Raw genomic sequence first — 17219 nt, 5'->3', positions numbered from 1 at the left:
GCGCATTCCTGATGCCGAGTACCAAAGGATCCTTAATCGTTGGATGTATGTGGAAACGGTTTATCCTCGCTATCTATTGCATGTTGTTTTGGCTTTGCTTTTTCTGGCAGTCATAAGCTACGTATTTATGCTTCGTCGCACTGTGGCTATCCGCACTGCAGAACTGGAAGCGGTTAACGCAGAGTTGGTTCATTTGGCGGCAACCGATAGTCTGACAGGAATAACCAACCGGCGGGCATTTATGGAGGCATTGGAACAAGCTTGCGACAGCCGCAGTTACGATAGTTTAACCCTATTGTTGTTTGATATTGATGATTTCAAAAGGATCAATGACAGTTATGGCCATCTGGTGGGGGATGAACTCATCTGCCAACTGGTACAGAGGGTGGCAACGCTCTTGCCGGAAGGTGCCGTATTTGCCCGGGTAGGCGGCGAGGAGTTCTGTATCCTGCAGTTGGGAATGGCAGAGAGCGCGACCCAAAAGCTAGCCAGGAGTTTATTGTTGTCCGTGGGCCGAGCCCCATTTCCGACTAAAGTGGGCGAACTGCCACTCAGTATCAGCATAGGAGCCGTATACGCCGGTCCGGGACAGCGTGATCCGCTTTCGGTACTTGCCGATGCCGATCGCTTGATGTATCAGGTTAAGGCGTCCGGGCGTAACGATCTGCTGTTCCGACGTTTCTGATAATAGCTGTTGGCCCCCTGGGGCCTGGTTCTTATGCAACTAAATTTTAATAGCCATTATCAAGATCAGACTCAGTCAAGTACCATAAGCAGCCTGTACTCATCCAGAGCATATTGATCTGTCATCCCGCTGATATAATCCTGCAGCAAACGGCACCTGTGATAAAACTCAGGATACTGATTAGCTTCAATGGCTCTTTTATAGGTGGCCAAGTGTTTACCCGGCAGCTTATGGAATAGCCGGGTTTCGATAAGCGCAGTCTTGGGCAGGCCTTGTACCAGTTTGCTAAACTCATCTTCGCTCAATGCCAGCAGGGAGCGATAGTTGTCCAGTAACCCTGTGATTATCCTGTATCCCTGCAGTTCAAGTTTTTCCACTTCCCGGTGACAAAATACCTGTTTGATAGCGACTTGCTTGAGGGTTTCTGTAATGGCGTGCTCATAGCCGCCATCCTCGAGCAGCGACTCGTTCAGGTTGCCGTGGTACACGGCATCAATATTGTCGATAAAGCGCTTGGCAGCATGGTTGACCAAAGGGTGGATCAGCCGAACCCTGAGGAAAGTAAAGAACTGGCTTTGTTGGTTGATTGCCAGATGGCGGGCGCTGCTGTCTGCCGCTTCAATCGATTTGCTCATGAAGTCCTGGTGCCCGAGAGCGTCTTGCTTGACCGCAATTTGCCGCTGGTATTCGGCTATCAAACTCTGTTTTAGGGTATCCAACGCTATGATGCCTTTTTCCACCGCATCTTCAATGTCAGCAAGGCAGTATGAAATATCATCGGCAGCCTCCATGATATAACTCACTGGGTGACGACAACCGGGCGCCATTTCCATGGCTTGTGTCAGTTCGGCAATAAACATGGATTCACTGGCATAATAACCAACTTTTTTCATCAGATAGCTATGCTCAGGGCTGGCTTTATCTTTCACGAGCGTGCCCGGGCGGGTGTATTTCAAAATACCAGCCAATTGACTGTAGGTGAGGTTGAGCCCTAGCAAGGTGTGGATCAAGCGTATGCCTTGGGCATTACCTTCAAAGTGAGATAAATCTTGAATTAATTCAGGATATTCGGAATCGAAACCCGAAGGGACAAGAGAGGTAAGATTCTGACTGAACCAATGACTGATAGCGGCCTCACCGAAGTGACCAAAGGGGGGATTACCGACGTCATGCATCAGACAACTCATTTCCACCAGGGTTTCCAGTTGCCGCTCCAACTCCTGCAGACCGTATAGCTCAGCATCCGGCCCCAGGTACCTAAATATCCTTTGTGCGATAAAGCGCCCAACTTGTTGTACTTCCAACGAATGTGTCAAGCGGCTTCGTACCGCGGCATTGCGCTCCAGCGGGAATACCTGAGTCTTTTGCTGTAGGCGGCGAATGGCGGCCGAGTTGATGATACGGCCGCGGTCACTCTCCAGTGCCAGCTGCAATTTTTCTGGATTCTCGACCCGAGCGTCCGCTTTGCCAAACGGGCGTTGTGCAGTCATTTTACGGCGAAAATCTATCTCAGAAAATGTGGATGACACCGAGAAAACCTCCAAATAAGTGGTTGGCTGAAAAAGAAAAGATCCGCAATTTTTGCATTACGTCAATGTGCCACAGTTTATCCCATGGAGCCAATTTGTGACACTCAATGTAAATTTGCGATGAGTTCGGTAGCGTCGTTGACTATCGCAGAGTACTATCCTGACAAATCCTTTGTCAGAGAAGTGTTGATGCTCAAGTCTTTAAGTGTGATGTTGCTGCTTATTTTAGCGGCGACGCTTGGTTTCCTGGTGTTCCATGGCGATGATACCATGCCGGACAGACTCAAAGGGGAGTGGACAACCGGTTGTCTCAGTGACGAAAAACTGGGTAAGGAGTTTGTCATGCGTTTTGAGGAAAACCGCTACTATAGTGTGGCTAACCTCTATGATAATAACCAATGTACAGGCGTGCCGCTGAGTCAGATAAAGGGCAGTGCTTATGTTGAATCCATTGGAGACAAAATCACGACTTGCGAAGGCCTTGAAGCAGATGAAGCCATGCTGTATTGGGATGAGCTGGGTGATGCCAAAGCTTTTGTCTATTACATCAATGAACAGGGAGAGCTGTTAACCGGACGCCCCAATGAAGACAAGAGTTCTTCGGCTCAGTGGTGTCTCGATCAGGACGCCAAGTTCCACCGTAGTCAATAATCCAGCCAAGTTGCAGGGGATGGGGCAGATTTGTTCCAGCCCCATTGCTGCTGAAATTCGCTATTCGGCGCAAAGCCATTCAGCTGCTGGCGGTATTTCGTATTTTTAATGACCGTCGTAAGATGCAGTAATGGCTCCGAACAAGCAAAGGCGGCTTGTTCGGATAATTGCTTGATCAGGGCTGATAGACACCCACTACTTCTATACGCTGACTCGAGTCTGCATGTTTGGCTGCATTATCGAGATCGATATGGCCGCTGTTGCTGACATCCATAAAGTCAAAGGCAGGCAAATCGGCTTCGGCAACTTCCCCGCTGGCAGGAGCATCCGGATTACGCTCCAGTGCCATAAAGTCAAACACGTTTCTATCAACGCCTTGGGATGGCGCAGTATTTTGCATCGCAGTAAAGATGGTTTCAATGCGGCCGGGGAACTGTTTGTCCCACAGCTTGAGCATATTCTTAACCTCGGCGCGCTTGAGGTTTTCCTGGGAGCCGCAAAGGTTGCAAGGAATGATAGGGAAGGCTTTCAGCTTGGCGTATTCGGCAATGTCTTTTTCGCGGCAATAGGCGAGGGGGCGGATCACCATATTGGCACCGTCATCCGATAACAGCTTGGGTGGCATGGCCTTCATCTTGCCACCATAGAACATGTTGAGGAACAAGGTTTCTATGATGTCATCTCTGTGATGGCCAAGCGCTATCTTGGTGGCACCTATTCGCTGGGCAAACCCATAAAGGGTACCGCGGCGCAGCCTGGAACAAAGCGAGCAGGTGGTCTTGCCTTCGGGGATCTTATCTTTAACTATCGAATAAGTATCTTTTTCTAGAATATGATAAGCCACACCTAAACTATCCAGATAGGCCGGCAACACTTCTTCCGGGAAGCCGGGCTGTTTCTGATCCAGGTTGACGGCGACAATTTCAAACTGCACAGGCGCCCGCTGCTGCAGGTTCAACAAAATGTCCAGCATGGCATAGCTGTCCTTGCCGCCGGAGAGGCAGCACATCACGCGATCGCCTTCTTCAATCATATTGTAATCGGCAATGGCGCTGCCGACTTCGCGGCGTAAACGCTTTTGCAGTTTGTTGAGACGAGTGATTTGTTTCTTATCCAGCTCTTGCATAACTTCAGACATAAAAAATAAGCGCCCAGTAACACTATGGTTCAGGGCGCGTATTATTCCAGCTAAAGCCGGTCGGGTAAAGGGGCGACTCAGGCCAGAGGCGACTTATAACCGTCGGGTTTTACCGCCAGCAGATCGCAGTTGACCGAATCTATCACGTGTTCTGCTGTGTTGCCGATAAGCGCGGCAGAGAATCCGGTACGACCCACAGTGCCGAGAACGACCAATTCGGCGTCCAATTGTTCTGCCAGCTCAGGGATAACATCCTCAGGCAGACCTTCTTTCACGTGGCAGTGGGCGGTATCGACCCCGTAGCTATTGGCCAAATAATTGACCCGTTGCTCGTGCTGCATGCGAATGGTTTCGTTGTAGGTATGAGCATCAAAGTCCGGCAGTTCAATCGCCAGGTTGACCGGAGTTCCAGGATAACCGTTAACCAGGTGCACCTCGGCATCGAACTTGGCTGCAAGTTCCTGAGCATGCTCAATGATCTTGCCGTTCAGGGATTGATGTTCTTCATCTTCAGAGGCAACGTTGACGGCGCAGAGAATTTTACCTTTTACCGGCCAGTCATGCTGTTTTACCAGCAACACAGGCACGGGAGCCTTACGCAACAAGTGCCAGTCGGTGGGGGTGAAAATAACCGCTTTGAGTTTGTCGTGCTCATGGGTGCCTTTGACTATCAGGTCATATTCTCCCTGAATGGCAAAGTTGATGATGCTCTCAAACGGGCGGTTGTGCCACAGTACTTCACTGTCTATCTCGAGTCCGGCTTGCTGGTGTGGTTTTAGCAGATCGGCAATCCAGGCTTTACGTTGGTTAATCACCCCTTGACGCATGGCCTCACGTTCCTGATTGGAAAGAATTGAGGTCATTTCATAGGAGAAATCAAAGATAGACAGAAACACAGTGATCTTGGCCTTGCTGCGGGTGGCGAGTTCCACCGCTCGGGCAAGAGCAGGCTGCTGTTCTGATGTGGGGTCGACTACGACCAATAGCTTTTGATAGTCCCTCATGGCTTTTTCCTTATTCCGCAGGATATACCTATATCATGCGATATTGGCTGTGATTTGTATTGCTTGAGATCAATATATTGAATCGCTTGCTATCTTGCTATCCGGGCAGCTCCAGCCAACCTGTCGAGCTCTTCCAGATCCAGTATAGTGATATATTTGCCTTTCACTTCAATTAGTCCGGCCTTTTGGAACCGTCCCAACAAACGACTGATGGTTTCCACTGTGAGACCGAGATAGTTGCCTATATCACCGCGGGTCATGGTGAGGCGAAATTCTCTGGGAGAGAAGCCGCGGCTACCGAATCGGGCCGCAAGGTTACTGATGAAAGCGGCCAGGCGTTCCTCGGCATTCTTTTTGCTTAGCAGCAGGATCATCCCTTGGTCACTCATGATTTCATTACTCATCAGGCGCATGATCTGCTGCCTGAGTTTGGGCATGGTGCCTGAGAGTTCGTCCAAAGTATTGAAGGGGATTTCACAGACCATAGAGGTTTCCAGGGCCTGGGCAAAACTCTGGTGTGATTGGGCATGGATACCGTCAAAGCCTATGACATCACCGGCCAGATGGAAGCCGGTGATCTGCTCATCACCCTGTTCTGTGATGGTATAGCTTTTAATCGTTCCGGATCGAATAGCATATAGAGACTTTAGTGGATCTCCGGACTTGAACAGCTGTTCACCCTTCTGAATGGGTTTCTTGCGTTCGATAATATTGTCAAGCTGATCCAACTCATTGGTGTTGAGCGTAAAGGGAATACACAAGGTCCCCATGCTGCAATCATGACAATGAATGGTACAGCCCCCGGCAGCAGGGCGACGATGCTTGTTGTTGTCTATTGTCATAGTCTTTCTCAAGTAAAGCGACTCTTCCCATGTTAAACCAATTCACTGACCCCGGCTAGTCGAGCTGAGCCAGAGCAATATAGAGTGTTTGGATCCCGAATCCAACCAAGAGTAAACCGGCAATCAAGCGTACGGCGCGCTTTTGAGCCCAGTCGGCCAGCGCCTTGGCGGCAACACCGGCGCTGAGCAGGGCAGGTAATGTTCCCAAACCGAAACAAAGCATAATAAGCGCGCCCTGGCTGGCGCTGCCACTGGCTACGGCCCAAGTAAGAGTACTGTATACCAGGCCACAAGGTAGCCAGCCCCATACCATACCAGCCAATAAAGCCTGCCCGGGGTGAGTCACGGGTAACACTTTTTGGGACAATGGTTTAAGTAAACGCCACAATCCCTGACCCAGGCGCTCAATCTGCACCAGCCCTACCCAAATGCGGGCAATATAAAGACCCATGGCGATCATCATCACACCGGCAATGAGCCTGAGCACCAAGAGATAAATATCAATATCAAACAGCATGCCAAGCCCGGCGGCAGAACCGCCCACCAAAGCGCCGGCCAAGCTGTAACTGAGAATACGGCCAAGATTATAGGGAAGCAGAAACGAGAGTTGTTGCGCCAGCGGATTCTGGCCTCGACGGGCGGCGGGAAGCTGGCTGGAAAAGGCGCCCACCAAACCACCGCACATACCAAAGCAGTGCCCGGCTCCCATCAGGCCCACCAAAAAGGCGCCGGTGAGGTTATATTCCATTGCCTCTATCCTGAGGAGCTTGAGTGACTTGAGCTTCAGCCGTTTGAGTCTGTTCCTGTTGAGTCTTGCTGTTCGTTGGTTCCTCATCAAACAGAATCGACACACTGTGGCGCTCGAGATCATCAAATTGATCCGATTTTACCGCCCAGAAGAACACACCAACAGCAATCAGCACAAACAACATGGCAATGGGGATTAGTACGTAGATAATACTCATAAGCGGACCCTGAGAAGTCTGAGGCTGTTGCTGACAACGATCAGCGAACTGGCCGACATGCCGATGGCGGCGATATATGGTGCAACATGACCAGTTACGGCCAGAGGCAGTATAAGAAGGTTATATCCCAAAGCCCAGGCAAGATTTTGGCGAATGATACGATTGGCTTTGCGAGCAACCGCTATGGCTTGGGTAAAACGCCATAGATGGTCGCCAAGCAGAATCAGATCGGCACTGTTTTTCGCCAGCGCCGTGCCACTGCCCATGGCGATAGAGAGATCGGCGCCGGCAAGCACAGGGGCATCATTGATGCCATCGCCGAACATGGCCACCTTATGTTGTTGTTGCAAACGGCGTACATAGTCGAGTTTGGCTGCCGGGCTCATGTCTGCGTGCACTTCAGCTATGCCCACTTGCCGAGCCAGGGACTCGACATGGGGCCGGGTATCACCACTGGCAATCGCCAGACGGATATTGTTTGCCTTGAGCGCATCCACAGTATCTTTGGCGTCTTCTCTGAGCCTATCTTGCAAAATAAAACTGGCCACCAAGCCTTGCTCATCGGCGAGGAACACCTGTTGCTGCTCGCTCGGGGCAAGCTCAATTCCGACAAACTCGGCGTTTCCTATCTTAAAATCACGGCCATTGATCTTACCACTAATGCCGCGAGCCACCTGATGATGCACGTCTTCCGCTGCAAGTGCGCCGCCATAAGGGCTAAAAGCCAGGGCTATTGGATGCAATGAACCTGCTTCGAGCGCTGCCGCCAATTGTTGTACCTGCAACTCGCTATACTCAGCCTCACGGCCTTTGGTGATGCGGGTCTCCAACAAGGTCAGATTGCCACAGGTCAGGGTGCCTGTCTTGTCAAAGACGACAGCATCAATTTGCGGCAACTTTTCAAACACTCCCGCTTTACGGGTAATCACCCCCAGGCGAGTAAACAGCGCAGTGGCGCAGGTCACTGCCGTCGGGGTTGCCAAGGCCAGCGCGCATGGGCAGGTAGCTACCAATACAGACAGGGTGACCCAGAAAGCATCTTCGGGGGAGAACTGGTGCCACACCAGATAAGTGATAGCCGCTATGCTGAGTATGGTGCCGGTGAAATAACGCGACAGCTTATCGGCCGTCATAGCGACAGCGGGTTTGTTATTGGAGGCCAGCTCCTGCAAGCGGATGATTTCTGCCACCAGTTGATCCTGGCCTATGGCGTTCACCCGTACTTTCAGTGGTTGATCCTGGTTGATGGTACCGGCATAAACCTGGTCTCCAGGCTGTTTGCTCTGCGGCATCTGCTCGCCGGTAAGCATGGCCTCGTTGACCGCAGAATGGCCGTGCTCAACCGAGCCGTCGGCGGGGATCACTTCCCCCGGCCTTACCAGCACCAAGTCGTCTATTTGCAGGCGTTTGGCGGGGATCTCTTCGTTGCTGCCATCATCCACAATACGTTGGGCGGTCAAGGGCACCAACTTATGCAGGTTACTCGAACTGACCGAGGCTTTCTGTCGCGCCGCCTGTTCAAAATAGCGCCCAAGCAACAGGAAGAAGGTGAACATGGACACAGACTCGAAATAGACTTCGCCTGTGCCTTGTATTGTCGCAATACAGCTGGCGATATAAGCGCCGCAGATGGCGATGGAGACAGACACATCCATATTGAGCCTGCCTGCGAGCAAGGCCCGCAGGGCACTGAAATAGAAAGGCTGCGCCGAATAGAACACCACAGGTGCGGCAAACATCATGCTCACCCAGCGGAAATAGTCGCGATATTCCACCTCAAGCCCGGTAAAGTAACCGGCGTACAGCGCCAGGGCGAACATCATCACCTGCATGGTAGCAAAGCCCGCCAAGCCAAGCCTCAGCAGAAACTTACGGCTGTTCTTTTTACTCTGAACTTCCTGATCATCTAACTGATACGGCGCCGCCTGATAACCGATACGGCCGATTTGATTAAGTATTTCAGACAGTTTGATGTCGGCTGGACGCCAACTTATCAAGGCCCTTTGGGTGGTGGAGTTAACCTGCACCGAATCTATGCCGGGCAACTGTTTGACTTTATGCTCGATGAGCCAGGCGCAGGCGGCACAGGTAATGCCGTCAATCGATAGCGAGACTGAGGTTTGATTGCCCTGATCGTGCACAAAATCCTGTTGCACTTCGGGAAGATCGTAGGCACTGAAGGTCTTGAGCTCGTCCGGCACCAGAGCGTTTTGCCTGCTGCCGGGTTCGGAGCGAAATTTATAGTAATTGGTCAGTCCGGCATCCATGATGGCCTGAGCCACTGCCTGACAGCCAAGACAACACATGGGCTGAGCCTGACCATCAATCACTGTACTGAACTGCATACCCGTGGTCACGGGCTCCCCACAATGAAAACAGACTGTATGTGTCATGACAGCACTCAATTGAGCCAGTAGGTTTTATCCGCTTCTATCTGCAGTCTTTGCTGCAAACGCCATTTACGGTCAAATCCTTCGATTCGCACAACCCAGGCGCCATCAAGCGACTCACTGGGGATATAGCGATAGACCTTGGAGGCATCAGCCGTCAGCATTTGGGTAAAATCCTTTTCTGCCAGAGTAGGGTGGTAAAACTCCAGATTCATTGCCGCCAGATATTCCGGGCCACCGTGTTGGGTTATCAGGAGTTCACCATTATGCCATTCAAGAGAAAACTGCATCCCCAGTTGACGGGCATATTGAATTTTGTGGATGTCCTGGTTAATTGCCTTGCCGTTTTTATAGTAGTCGTCGGCAACCAGGGAATCGGAGTTGGTGAGGGCAATACGCAAAGTGGCAAAACTGGCTATAACGGCGCACATGGGCAAAACGATAAGAAACCAAGGCCAGAACTGCTTATACCAGGCTTGTGGAGCGCTCATACTGTTTACCTACTATTCTATTTGGGCGGCTATTCTATCGCGAAAGCGGTTTTTTAAAAACAAAGGCCCCGAAATTATCGAGGCCTTTGAAAAGTCAAGCGAACTTACTTCTCTGCCTGATGTGACAAGCTGTATACGTAAGCGGCGATAACGTGAACTTTCTCTTCACCGAGAACGTCTTTCCAAGGTGGCATAACGCCACTGCGGCCGTTCTTGATGGATTCCATTATCACGCCACGGCTGCCGCCGTAGAGCCAGACATTGTCGGTCAGGTTAGGGGCACCCATCAGCTTGTTGCCTTTGGCGTCCATACCGTGACAGGCAAAACAGCCCTTCATGAATGAACCCTGGCCTTTGGCAGCCAAAGCCGCGTCGTGTTCACGACCGGACAGGCTAATCACATATTCGGCCAAACCTTCAATCTCGCTGTCATCGATAGGCAGACCACCTTTAGGTGGCATCATACCGTGACGACCGTTCATTATGGTGGTCTTGATGGTTTCCAACTCACCGCCGTACAACCAGTCACCGTCGGTCAGGTTGGGGAAGCCTTTGCCACCACGACCTGCTGAGCCATGACACTGGGCACAGTTCTGCAGGAACAGACGGCCACCTACTTTGAGAGCTTCTTCGTTCTTAACCAGCTCGGCCAATGGCGTTGCTTTATAGGCTTCAAAGATAGGGCCGTACTTCTCATCGGCAAGCTTCACTTCCTGATCGTACTGCACCCAACGGCCTTCTTCTGTTGCGTCGGCAATCGCCTTGGCAGAGTCGGCCTTGATGCCTTGCTCTGTACCTATGCTCTGGTTGGAACTACTCCAGCCGAGCAGGCCTTTGTAGTTACCCAGGCCAGGGTAGAGTACCAGGTAGAGCAGACCAAAGACGATGGTGATATAAAAGAGATAGCTCCACCACTTAGGCAGTGGGTTGTTGATCTCCTGAATACCATCATAGCTGTGGTCCATCAGGTCGCCTTCTTTAATCTCCGGCGTGGTGTTTTTGGAGCAGAGCCGTAGCAGAATAAAACATCCTGCGATCACCAGTAAGCTGAGTACGGTGATCCAGATACTCCAGAAGTTACTCATTAACATTATTTGTGTTCTCCTGAGTCCTTCGCATTCTGGTGTTGTTCCTCATCGGAAAACACCAGATTAGCTGCTTCGTCGAATTGCTTTTGACGACGCGAGCTATATGCCCAAGCAAATATCCCGACAAAAACCAGGATCAAAACCAGCGTTATAATCCCTTGTATAGTGCCGTAGTCCATATTTGCCTCCTTATTTCAGTGCGTGTCCCAGCGACTGCAGATAAGCGATCAGCGCCTGCAGTTCTGTCTTGCCTTCAACGGCTTTTTGGGCGCCTTCGATATCTTTATCTTCGTATGGCACACCAAAACCACGCATCACTTCCATTTTCTTGGCTGTGTATTCACCTGTAAGGGTGTTTTCAGCAAGCCAAGGGAAGGCAGGCATGTTGGACTGAGGAACAACTGCACGGGGATCGATCAGGTGAACTTCATGCCATTTGTCACTGTAACGACCACCCACACGGGCCAAGTCGGGACCTGTACGCTTGGAACCCCACAAGAAGGGGTGATCCCAAACAGATTCACCGGCAACCGAATAGTGACCGTAACGTTCGGTTTCAGCACGCAGCGGACGGATCATTTGGCTGTGACAGTTGTTACATCCTTCACGGATATAGATATCACGGCCTTCCAGCTGCAAGGCTGTGTAAGGCTTGAGACCGGCTACCGGCTCAGTGGTATCTTTTTGGAAGATAAGCGGCGTGATCTGCACCAGGCCACCAATACTGATGGCTATCACAGTGAAGATACCCAGCAGGCCGACGTTCTTCTCAACTATTTCATGATTGAATTTCATCGTTACTGCTCCTTATGCGGCTTTGGCTTCTGCGATGGCAGGCAGAGAGTCTTTAGGGGCATAAACAGTGCGCAGCACGTTGTAAGCCATGATCAGCATACCCGTTACGAAGAAACAACCACCCAGGAAGCGGACGAAGTAGAACGGATAAGAGGCTTCCAGACTTTCAACAAAGCTGTAAGTCAGGGTGCCGTCTGCGTTCACTGCGCGCCACATCAGACCTTGCATTACACCGGAGATCCACATGGCAACGATATAAAGTACGGTACCGATAGTCGCCAGCCAGAAGTGCAGGTTCACCAGCTTGGTTGAGTACATGCGGCCATGACCAAACAACACAGGGATCAGGTGGTACAGAGAACCGATAGACACCATGGCAACCCAGCCAAGTGCACCAGAGTGAACGTGACCAATGGTCCAGTCGGTGTAGTGAGACAGAGCATTTACTGTCTTGATGGCCATCATAGGACCTTCGAAGGTAGACATACCGTAGAAGGACAGAGATACCACCAGGAAGCGCAGAACCGGATCGGTACGCAGTTTATGCCAAGCACCGGACAGGGTCATGATACCGTTGATCATGCCGCCCCAAGAAGGTGCGAACAGGATCAGTGACATCACCATACCCAGAGACTGAGTCCAATCGGGCAGGGCGGTGTAATGCAGATGGTGAGGACCGGCCCAGATGTACAGGGCGATAAGTGCCCAGAAGTGGACAATCGACAGACGATATGAGTAAACGGGACGCCCGGCTTGTTTGGGAACGAAGTAATACATCATTCCGAGGAAACCGGCAGTCAGCAGGAAGCCTACCGCGTTATGGCCGTACCACCATTGCACCATGGCATCGACGGCGCCACTGTACAGCGAGTATGATTTCCACAGACTGACAGGAACAGCCATGGAGTTCACTATGTGCAGTACGGCTACTGTGATAATGAAGGCGCCAAAGAACCAGTTGGCCACATAGATATGGGAAGTGGTTCGTTTGATAATGGTACCGAAGAACACGGTCGCATAAGCGATCCAGACTACGGCGATGGCGATATCAATCGGCCATTCCAGTTCGGCATATTCTTTACTGCTGGTGATACCCAGCGGCAGAGTGATTACGGCCGAAAGGATGATGGCTTGCCATCCCCAGAACGTGAATGCAGCCAGCTTAGGTGCAAACAGACGGGTCTGACAGGTGCGTTGAACGACATAATAGGATGTGGCGAAAAGGGCTGATGTGCCGAACGCAAAGATCACAGCATTGGTATGTAACGGTCTTAAACGACTGAAAGTTAACCAAGGAGTCTCAAAGTTCAGCTGTGGCCAGATTAACTGAGCCGCGATAAGTACACCTAATGACATACCAATAATGCCCCACAAAACTGTGGTTAAGGCAAATTGGCGGACAACGGTGTAATTGTAATCAGCGCCTGTTGGCTGGGAATGGTTCATCATATTGCTTCCACTGCTTATTACTTTTACTTGTTGTTCAGTAAAGGACTGGCCTTTACCTGTTATAAAATGACTCGAGTGAAGGCGTCCCCTATGAGAGTCACACTCTTGTGTCAATGGCTTGGCCTGCATATTTGGAATAAAACGTCAGGCGATGCAATGATACTTGAGCTACATCAAAAAAGATACCAATCTGCCGGACACATTGTTGATCCAGATCAAACTTGACCATAGAATGTTAACACCTTGCAGCATAAGGTGAAATTTTATGCATAGCGTGACTCTTTCCAAGCTATTTTGCGCCGTTTTCAGCCTGTTTGCGCTTCTTGGGTGTGACCAGGCTCAAGTTCCAAGCACAACCCAATCTGCCAGCGATCCCAGTTTGTGTGATTTTTCCGTGTCTGCTTGTGTTAAGAAATTGGGCGAGCAGCAGATCTCTCTGATGTTAAACCCAGAATATGCCCCCAGCGAAAAGCCTATTCACTGGCAGCTTGGCTTTGATCGCCCGGTGTCCAATCTCAAACTTCGTGTAGAAGGCAGAGATATGTTTATGGGCGTCATTCCCATGACGCCATCTGCCACCGAAGGGGAAACATTTGAGGGCCAGCTGATTTTTGGCTCCTGCAGCAGTGGTTATATGGTATGGCGGGTGTTTGTCAGTTGGCAGCAAGGTACAGAACAGTACTCCACTTGGTTCGACTTTCTTGCTGACCGTCACAAGCAAGAGTAATAAGAATCACCTTATTGACGCGCCATTGGCAATAACTCAAGATCCCGCGTCATCACGCCAGCTGTTTTTGATTTTGATGAAAACATCTATGTTATCGATAAACAGCTTTAAAAAGTCCGGATCAAAATGGTTGCCGCTGCAGGATTGCATCTCACTCAGCACCTCATCGAGCGGCCAGGCCGGCTTATAACATCTGGCATGGGATAGGGCATCGAACACATCGGCAATGGCAACGATTCTGGCAAAAGGGTGGATCTCTTCACCCGATAGGCCTCTGGGATAGCCACTACCATCGTATTTCTCATGGTGTTGCAGGGCGATGGTGCCGGCGGCCTTTAAAATGGGCCGCTCAGAATTGGCCAGGATCTGATGGCCGATTATCGGGTGCTGGCGCATCACATCCCACTCAATATTGTCCAGTTTTCCCGGTTTGAGTAGCACATTATCGGGAATGGCAATTTTTCCTATGTCATGCATAGGTGCAGCGCGCTTGAGCAAATCGGCTTCAGTCTCCGGCAAACCGGCAAGTAGTGCCAGTGCGTGGCAATATTCTGCCATACGTTTTACATGATTGGCCGCTTCCTTGGAGCGGCTTTCCACCACATCGCCAAGACGTAGAATCAGCTCCGACTGAGTATCTTCCACCTCCTGGTTAAGCAACAGGTTTTCAAACGCCACCCCGACGTTGATGGCAAAAATATCGATAAGCTGTTTATCCAGATCGGTCAACTGGCTGACAGAATCCATATAAAGCAGATTGACCCAGTTATTCTTGGCCGGAAAGTAGCCCACAAAGCAGTCATCACGATAGAGACAGCGCTGCTCTTTCAGAGCTTCTTCCATCAGTGAGCGGATCTCTGCAGGCAAGGGCTTTTCGTGGTGGTTGGTAAACTCGCCCGTGGCGGCAATGATTTGAATTTTTTTGTTTTCACCGGGCTCAGTCACTGCATCCATAGCGTTACAACCGAGTATGGTTGTGGTGTCTTTTAACTCCAACAAGTTGGCGACCTGAGTCAGCAAGCCATCAGCAAACTTGTGCAGAGTGCGGAGTTCAAACAGACCGGAGGTGGCTTCCAATACTCGTTCCAAACCACGACGATGACTAAGCTGCATCTGCCGCGCTTGCTCAATTTCGGTAATGTCCCTGAAAGAGCGCAGGGCAGAGTAAACACTGGTTGTCAGTTTGCGGGAGTCCAGTTCGGCCTTGGCTTTATAGTCATTGATATCATAGTTGACTATCACATCGTCTTCAGGTGCCTGTCCTGGTTGGCCGGTCCGCAAAATCAGCCTGATGGCTTTGTTGTTTTGCCTTTCACGGATCCAACGTACCAACTCAAGCCCGGCATGATCGCTTTCCATCACCACATCAATAAAGGCGACGGCGACATCCTCTTCGCCTTGCAGTATCTCTTTGGCTTGTTCGCCACTATAGGCGTTGATAAAGCTCAAACCTCGGCCATCCAGCTTAAAGCGGGAGAGGGCAAGTTTAGTCACTGTGTGCACATCAGGCTCATCATCCACCACAAGTATTTTCCAAGGGGGCAGATTATCTGTGGGGGCTGAAGCTGTCTTAGAGGCAAATAACGGGCCTTTCTTGGCCGTGTCAATCCGCATCGGTCTGACTCCAATCATTTGAATAGTTTTGATTTACCAATCAAAAGTGTAGTCCAAGCATCGAGAAGGGCTAGCAATAGTTCACAAAATTAGCTGATGGTGGGATAGGGGGATTTTCAGTAGAGTCAGGATCTACTATATTGAGAATTATTCTCATTATCAGAGGTAAAAGAATGAAAGCCAACAGCAGAACAATACCGTATAAAACTGATCAGGAGGTCTGCATGGCGATACCCGTCGGCAAACTGGCTGAGTTGATCCACAAGGGTGAGTTATGTGCGGCGGATTTTCGTTGTCTCGACAGTCAATCCAAAAAGCAGGTTTGGCAATTGTGCCTTTGGTGCTGTAAGCAAAGAGTCCATTGCGATCGCCAGTGCAGTCAATGTGAAACAGAGGTTAGTGCCGATAAATAACATTATCGGCATCAGTCAAAAAAGGGTAAAATCTATAATAATCATTGCTATAGAATAGGCTTTACCTTGGAAGACAATCAGCCATTAAGAGCCATGCCACTGTTTGACCGCGCAGACTTGCTTTTGCAGGGTAACCCTGTGGTCAACAGCTATATTACCCAATTAAGCCTAGGTAAAGTGGCCGATGCGGGTCTCTTGCTTGAGCATGCAACCGATTGGCTCTATGAACAAAGAGACTGTGAGAACAACTACAAGGCTTATCGCAGCGAGTTGACGACCTTTTTTCACTGGTGTTTCGATGTTGCAGGTATATCTGCCGCCAATATGGGCCGACGGGAAATGGGTCGTTACGTGGCTTATTGCCAGGCGCCACCGACAGAATTAGTGGGTTATTTCAATGTAGCGCAATTTAAGACGGATAAGCTCAGTCAAAGCCGGGAGCCCAATCCCAACTGGCGGCCGTTTATTGGTCGCAAGGCGCTCGGCAAACCTTTGCCTTACAGCCTGAGTGATAATGCCTTAAAGACAAAAATTGCAATACTTTCATCATTTTATACTTATCTTATGAGCGAAGAATATTGTGAGCGCAATCCGGCGCAACTCTGGCTCAATCACAGTCGCTTTGCCAATAAGAGTAAGTTCAGGGTGGATCCTGCCGAAGAGCAACTCAAGGTGTTCAGTGAGCTGCAATGGTCTTATCTTGTGACTTGTGTACAGCGCCTGGCAGAAGCCGAGCCGGCACAACATCAACGCAGTCTGTTCTTGATTAACCTGATGTACGGCTGTTATCTGCGGATCTCGGAAATTGCCGCTCGTGCCGGTTATGCGCCAACCATGAGTCAATTCAAGCGCCATAATCACAGCGGTATCTGGTATTTTCATATTCCCAGGAGTAAAGGCGGCAAGGCCAGAAACGTAGCCGTATCCAAGGCGTTATTGCAATCACTGCAAAGTTATCGGCGCCATTTGGGGCTGAGCGATTATCCCGAAACCAATGAAACTACGCCGCTGTTTATACGGCATCGAGCCGCCGGCCGTGGTCGGGAAAGTGGCGAGCTCAATGCCAACCTCGGCATACGTCAATTGCGGGATGAAATTCAGTTTTTGATCAACTGCGCCGCCGACGATGCCGAGAAAGATGGCTTTATCCGTGAAGCCAATGAAATGCGGCAGCTCACTGCGCACAGCATCCGCCACACAGGGATCACCCATGACATCAATCTCAATGGCCGACCTTTATCCCATGTGCAGGCCGACGCCGGTCATGAAAGCATAGACACAACATCACAGTATCTGCACACCAGCCAAGAGGAAAGACACCAGAGTGCATCCGCCAAGCCACTGGATAGACTTCAGGGAATTGAGAGTTAATCCAAGAATATTGCTTAGAGGTTTAAGGTGGCTCAGGGAGGAAATCGCCTTAAACCCAAGGATTACC

17 protein-coding genes are annotated in these 17219 nt (G+C 50.5%); 4 read left to right on the top strand and 13 right to left on the bottom strand.

Going from position 1 to position 17219, the window contains the following annotated elements; translation table 11 throughout:
* Window positions 1–127: 127 nt before the first annotated feature.
* On the top strand, window positions 128–685 hold the full coding sequence (locus WKR14_RS10710) for a GGDEF domain-containing protein (RefSeq protein ID WP_339087712.1): 558 nt from the start codon (window positions 128–130) through the stop codon (window positions 683–685).
* A gap of 71 nt (window positions 686–756) precedes the next feature.
* On the opposite strand, the gene dgt is transcribed toward WKR14_RS10710, so the two are convergent.
* On the bottom strand, window positions 757–2214 hold the full coding sequence (dgt, locus tag WKR14_RS10705) for a dGTPase (RefSeq protein ID WP_335923051.1): 1458 nt from the start codon (window positions 2212–2214) through the stop codon (window positions 757–759).
* A 189-nt stretch (window positions 2215–2403) separates the two neighbouring features.
* On the opposite strand from dgt, the gene WKR14_RS10700 reads away from it, so the two are divergent.
* Window positions 2404–2865 carry a hypothetical protein gene (locus WKR14_RS10700; RefSeq protein WP_165565064.1) on the top strand — a complete coding sequence of 154 codons (462 nt, stop codon included), beginning with the start codon at window positions 2404–2406 and terminating at the stop codon, window positions 2863–2865.
* 175 nt (window positions 2866–3040) lie between these two features.
* On the opposite strand, the gene ttcA is transcribed toward WKR14_RS10700, so the two are convergent.
* The 11 genes from ttcA to ccoN form a co-directional block, all read right to left on the bottom strand.
* On the bottom strand, window positions 3041–4003 hold the full coding sequence (gene ttcA / locus WKR14_RS10695) for a tRNA 2-thiocytidine(32) synthetase TtcA (RefSeq protein ID WP_101056336.1): 963 nt from the start codon (window positions 4001–4003) through the stop codon (window positions 3041–3043).
* A 77-nt stretch (window positions 4004–4080) separates the two neighbouring features.
* Window positions 4081–5007, bottom strand: a complete 927-nt coding sequence (uspE, locus tag WKR14_RS10690) for a universal stress protein UspE (protein WP_039032955.1) — start codon at window positions 5005–5007, stop codon at window positions 4081–4083.
* Between the two features lie 89 nt (window positions 5008–5096).
* A complete protein-coding gene (gene etrA / locus WKR14_RS10685) occupies window positions 5097–5849 on the bottom strand; it encodes an electron transport transcriptional regulator EtrA (RefSeq protein ID WP_025010389.1) in 753 nt (250 codons plus the stop codon).
* A gap of 55 nt (window positions 5850–5904) precedes the next feature.
* Window positions 5905–6597, bottom strand: a complete 693-nt coding sequence (locus tag WKR14_RS10680; protein ID WP_101056337.1) for a sulfite exporter TauE/SafE family protein — start codon at window positions 6595–6597, stop codon at window positions 5905–5907.
* The gene (ccoS, locus tag WKR14_RS10675; protein WP_101056338.1) at window positions 6587–6814 is read right to left on the bottom strand and encodes a cbb3-type cytochrome oxidase assembly protein CcoS; all 228 of its coding nucleotides are present in this window, start codon (window positions 6812–6814) and stop codon (window positions 6587–6589) included. Before ccoS ends, WKR14_RS10680 begins: the two co-directional genes overlap by 11 nt.
* A complete protein-coding gene (locus WKR14_RS10670) occupies window positions 6811–9207 on the bottom strand; it encodes a heavy metal translocating P-type ATPase (protein WP_165565065.1) in 2397 nt (798 codons plus the stop codon). Before WKR14_RS10670 ends, ccoS begins: the two co-directional genes overlap by 4 nt.
* Before the next feature lie 8 nt (window positions 9208–9215).
* Window positions 9216–9695, bottom strand: coding sequence for a FixH family protein (locus WKR14_RS10665; protein ID WP_101056340.1), 480 nt, complete (start codon window positions 9693–9695; stop codon window positions 9216–9218).
* 104 nt (window positions 9696–9799) lie between these two features.
* The gene (ccoP, locus tag WKR14_RS10660; protein WP_101056347.1) at window positions 9800–10780 is read right to left on the bottom strand and encodes a cytochrome-c oxidase, cbb3-type subunit III; all 981 of its coding nucleotides are present in this window, start codon (window positions 10778–10780) and stop codon (window positions 9800–9802) included.
* 5 nt (window positions 10781–10785) lie between these two features.
* Window positions 10786–10962, bottom strand: coding sequence for a CcoQ/FixQ family Cbb3-type cytochrome c oxidase assembly chaperone (locus WKR14_RS10655; RefSeq protein WP_039032950.1), 177 nt, complete (start codon window positions 10960–10962; stop codon window positions 10786–10788).
* Between the two features lie 10 nt (window positions 10963–10972).
* Window positions 10973–11578 (bottom strand): cytochrome-c oxidase, cbb3-type subunit II, encoded by a 606-nt coding sequence (gene ccoO, locus WKR14_RS10650; protein ID WP_025010382.1) that lies wholly within the window; start codon window positions 11576–11578, stop codon window positions 10973–10975.
* A gap of 12 nt (window positions 11579–11590) precedes the next feature.
* On the bottom strand, window positions 11591–13027 hold the full coding sequence (gene ccoN / locus WKR14_RS10645) for a cytochrome-c oxidase, cbb3-type subunit I (RefSeq protein WP_028779894.1): 1437 nt from the start codon (window positions 13025–13027) through the stop codon (window positions 11591–11593).
* A gap of 265 nt (window positions 13028–13292) precedes the next feature.
* Between ccoN and WKR14_RS10640 the strand changes: the two genes are divergently transcribed.
* Window positions 13293–13754, top strand: coding sequence for a hypothetical protein (locus WKR14_RS10640; RefSeq protein ID WP_224867492.1), 462 nt, complete (start codon window positions 13293–13295; stop codon window positions 13752–13754).
* A 36-nt stretch (window positions 13755–13790) separates the two neighbouring features.
* Here the strand turns inward: WKR14_RS10640 and WKR14_RS10635 are convergent, their stop codons facing one another.
* A complete protein-coding gene (locus WKR14_RS10635; RefSeq protein ID WP_165565067.1) occupies window positions 13791–15368 on the bottom strand; it encodes a DUF3369 domain-containing protein in 1578 nt (525 codons plus the stop codon).
* Between the two features lie 506 nt (window positions 15369–15874).
* Between WKR14_RS10635 and WKR14_RS10630 the strand changes: the two genes are divergently transcribed.
* On the top strand, window positions 15875–17152 hold the full coding sequence (locus WKR14_RS10630) for a tyrosine-type recombinase/integrase (RefSeq protein WP_101056343.1): 1278 nt from the start codon (window positions 15875–15877) through the stop codon (window positions 17150–17152).
* The last annotated feature ends 67 nt before the right edge of the window (window positions 17153–17219 follow it).

Source organism: Shewanella chilikensis, assembly GCF_037953065.1.
Classification (GTDB): Bacteria; Pseudomonadota; Gammaproteobacteria; order Enterobacterales; family Shewanellaceae; genus Shewanella; species Shewanella chilikensis.
The sequence above is the reverse complement of the archived record's forward strand: the minus strand, read 5'-3'. Positions and strand labels throughout refer to the sequence as shown.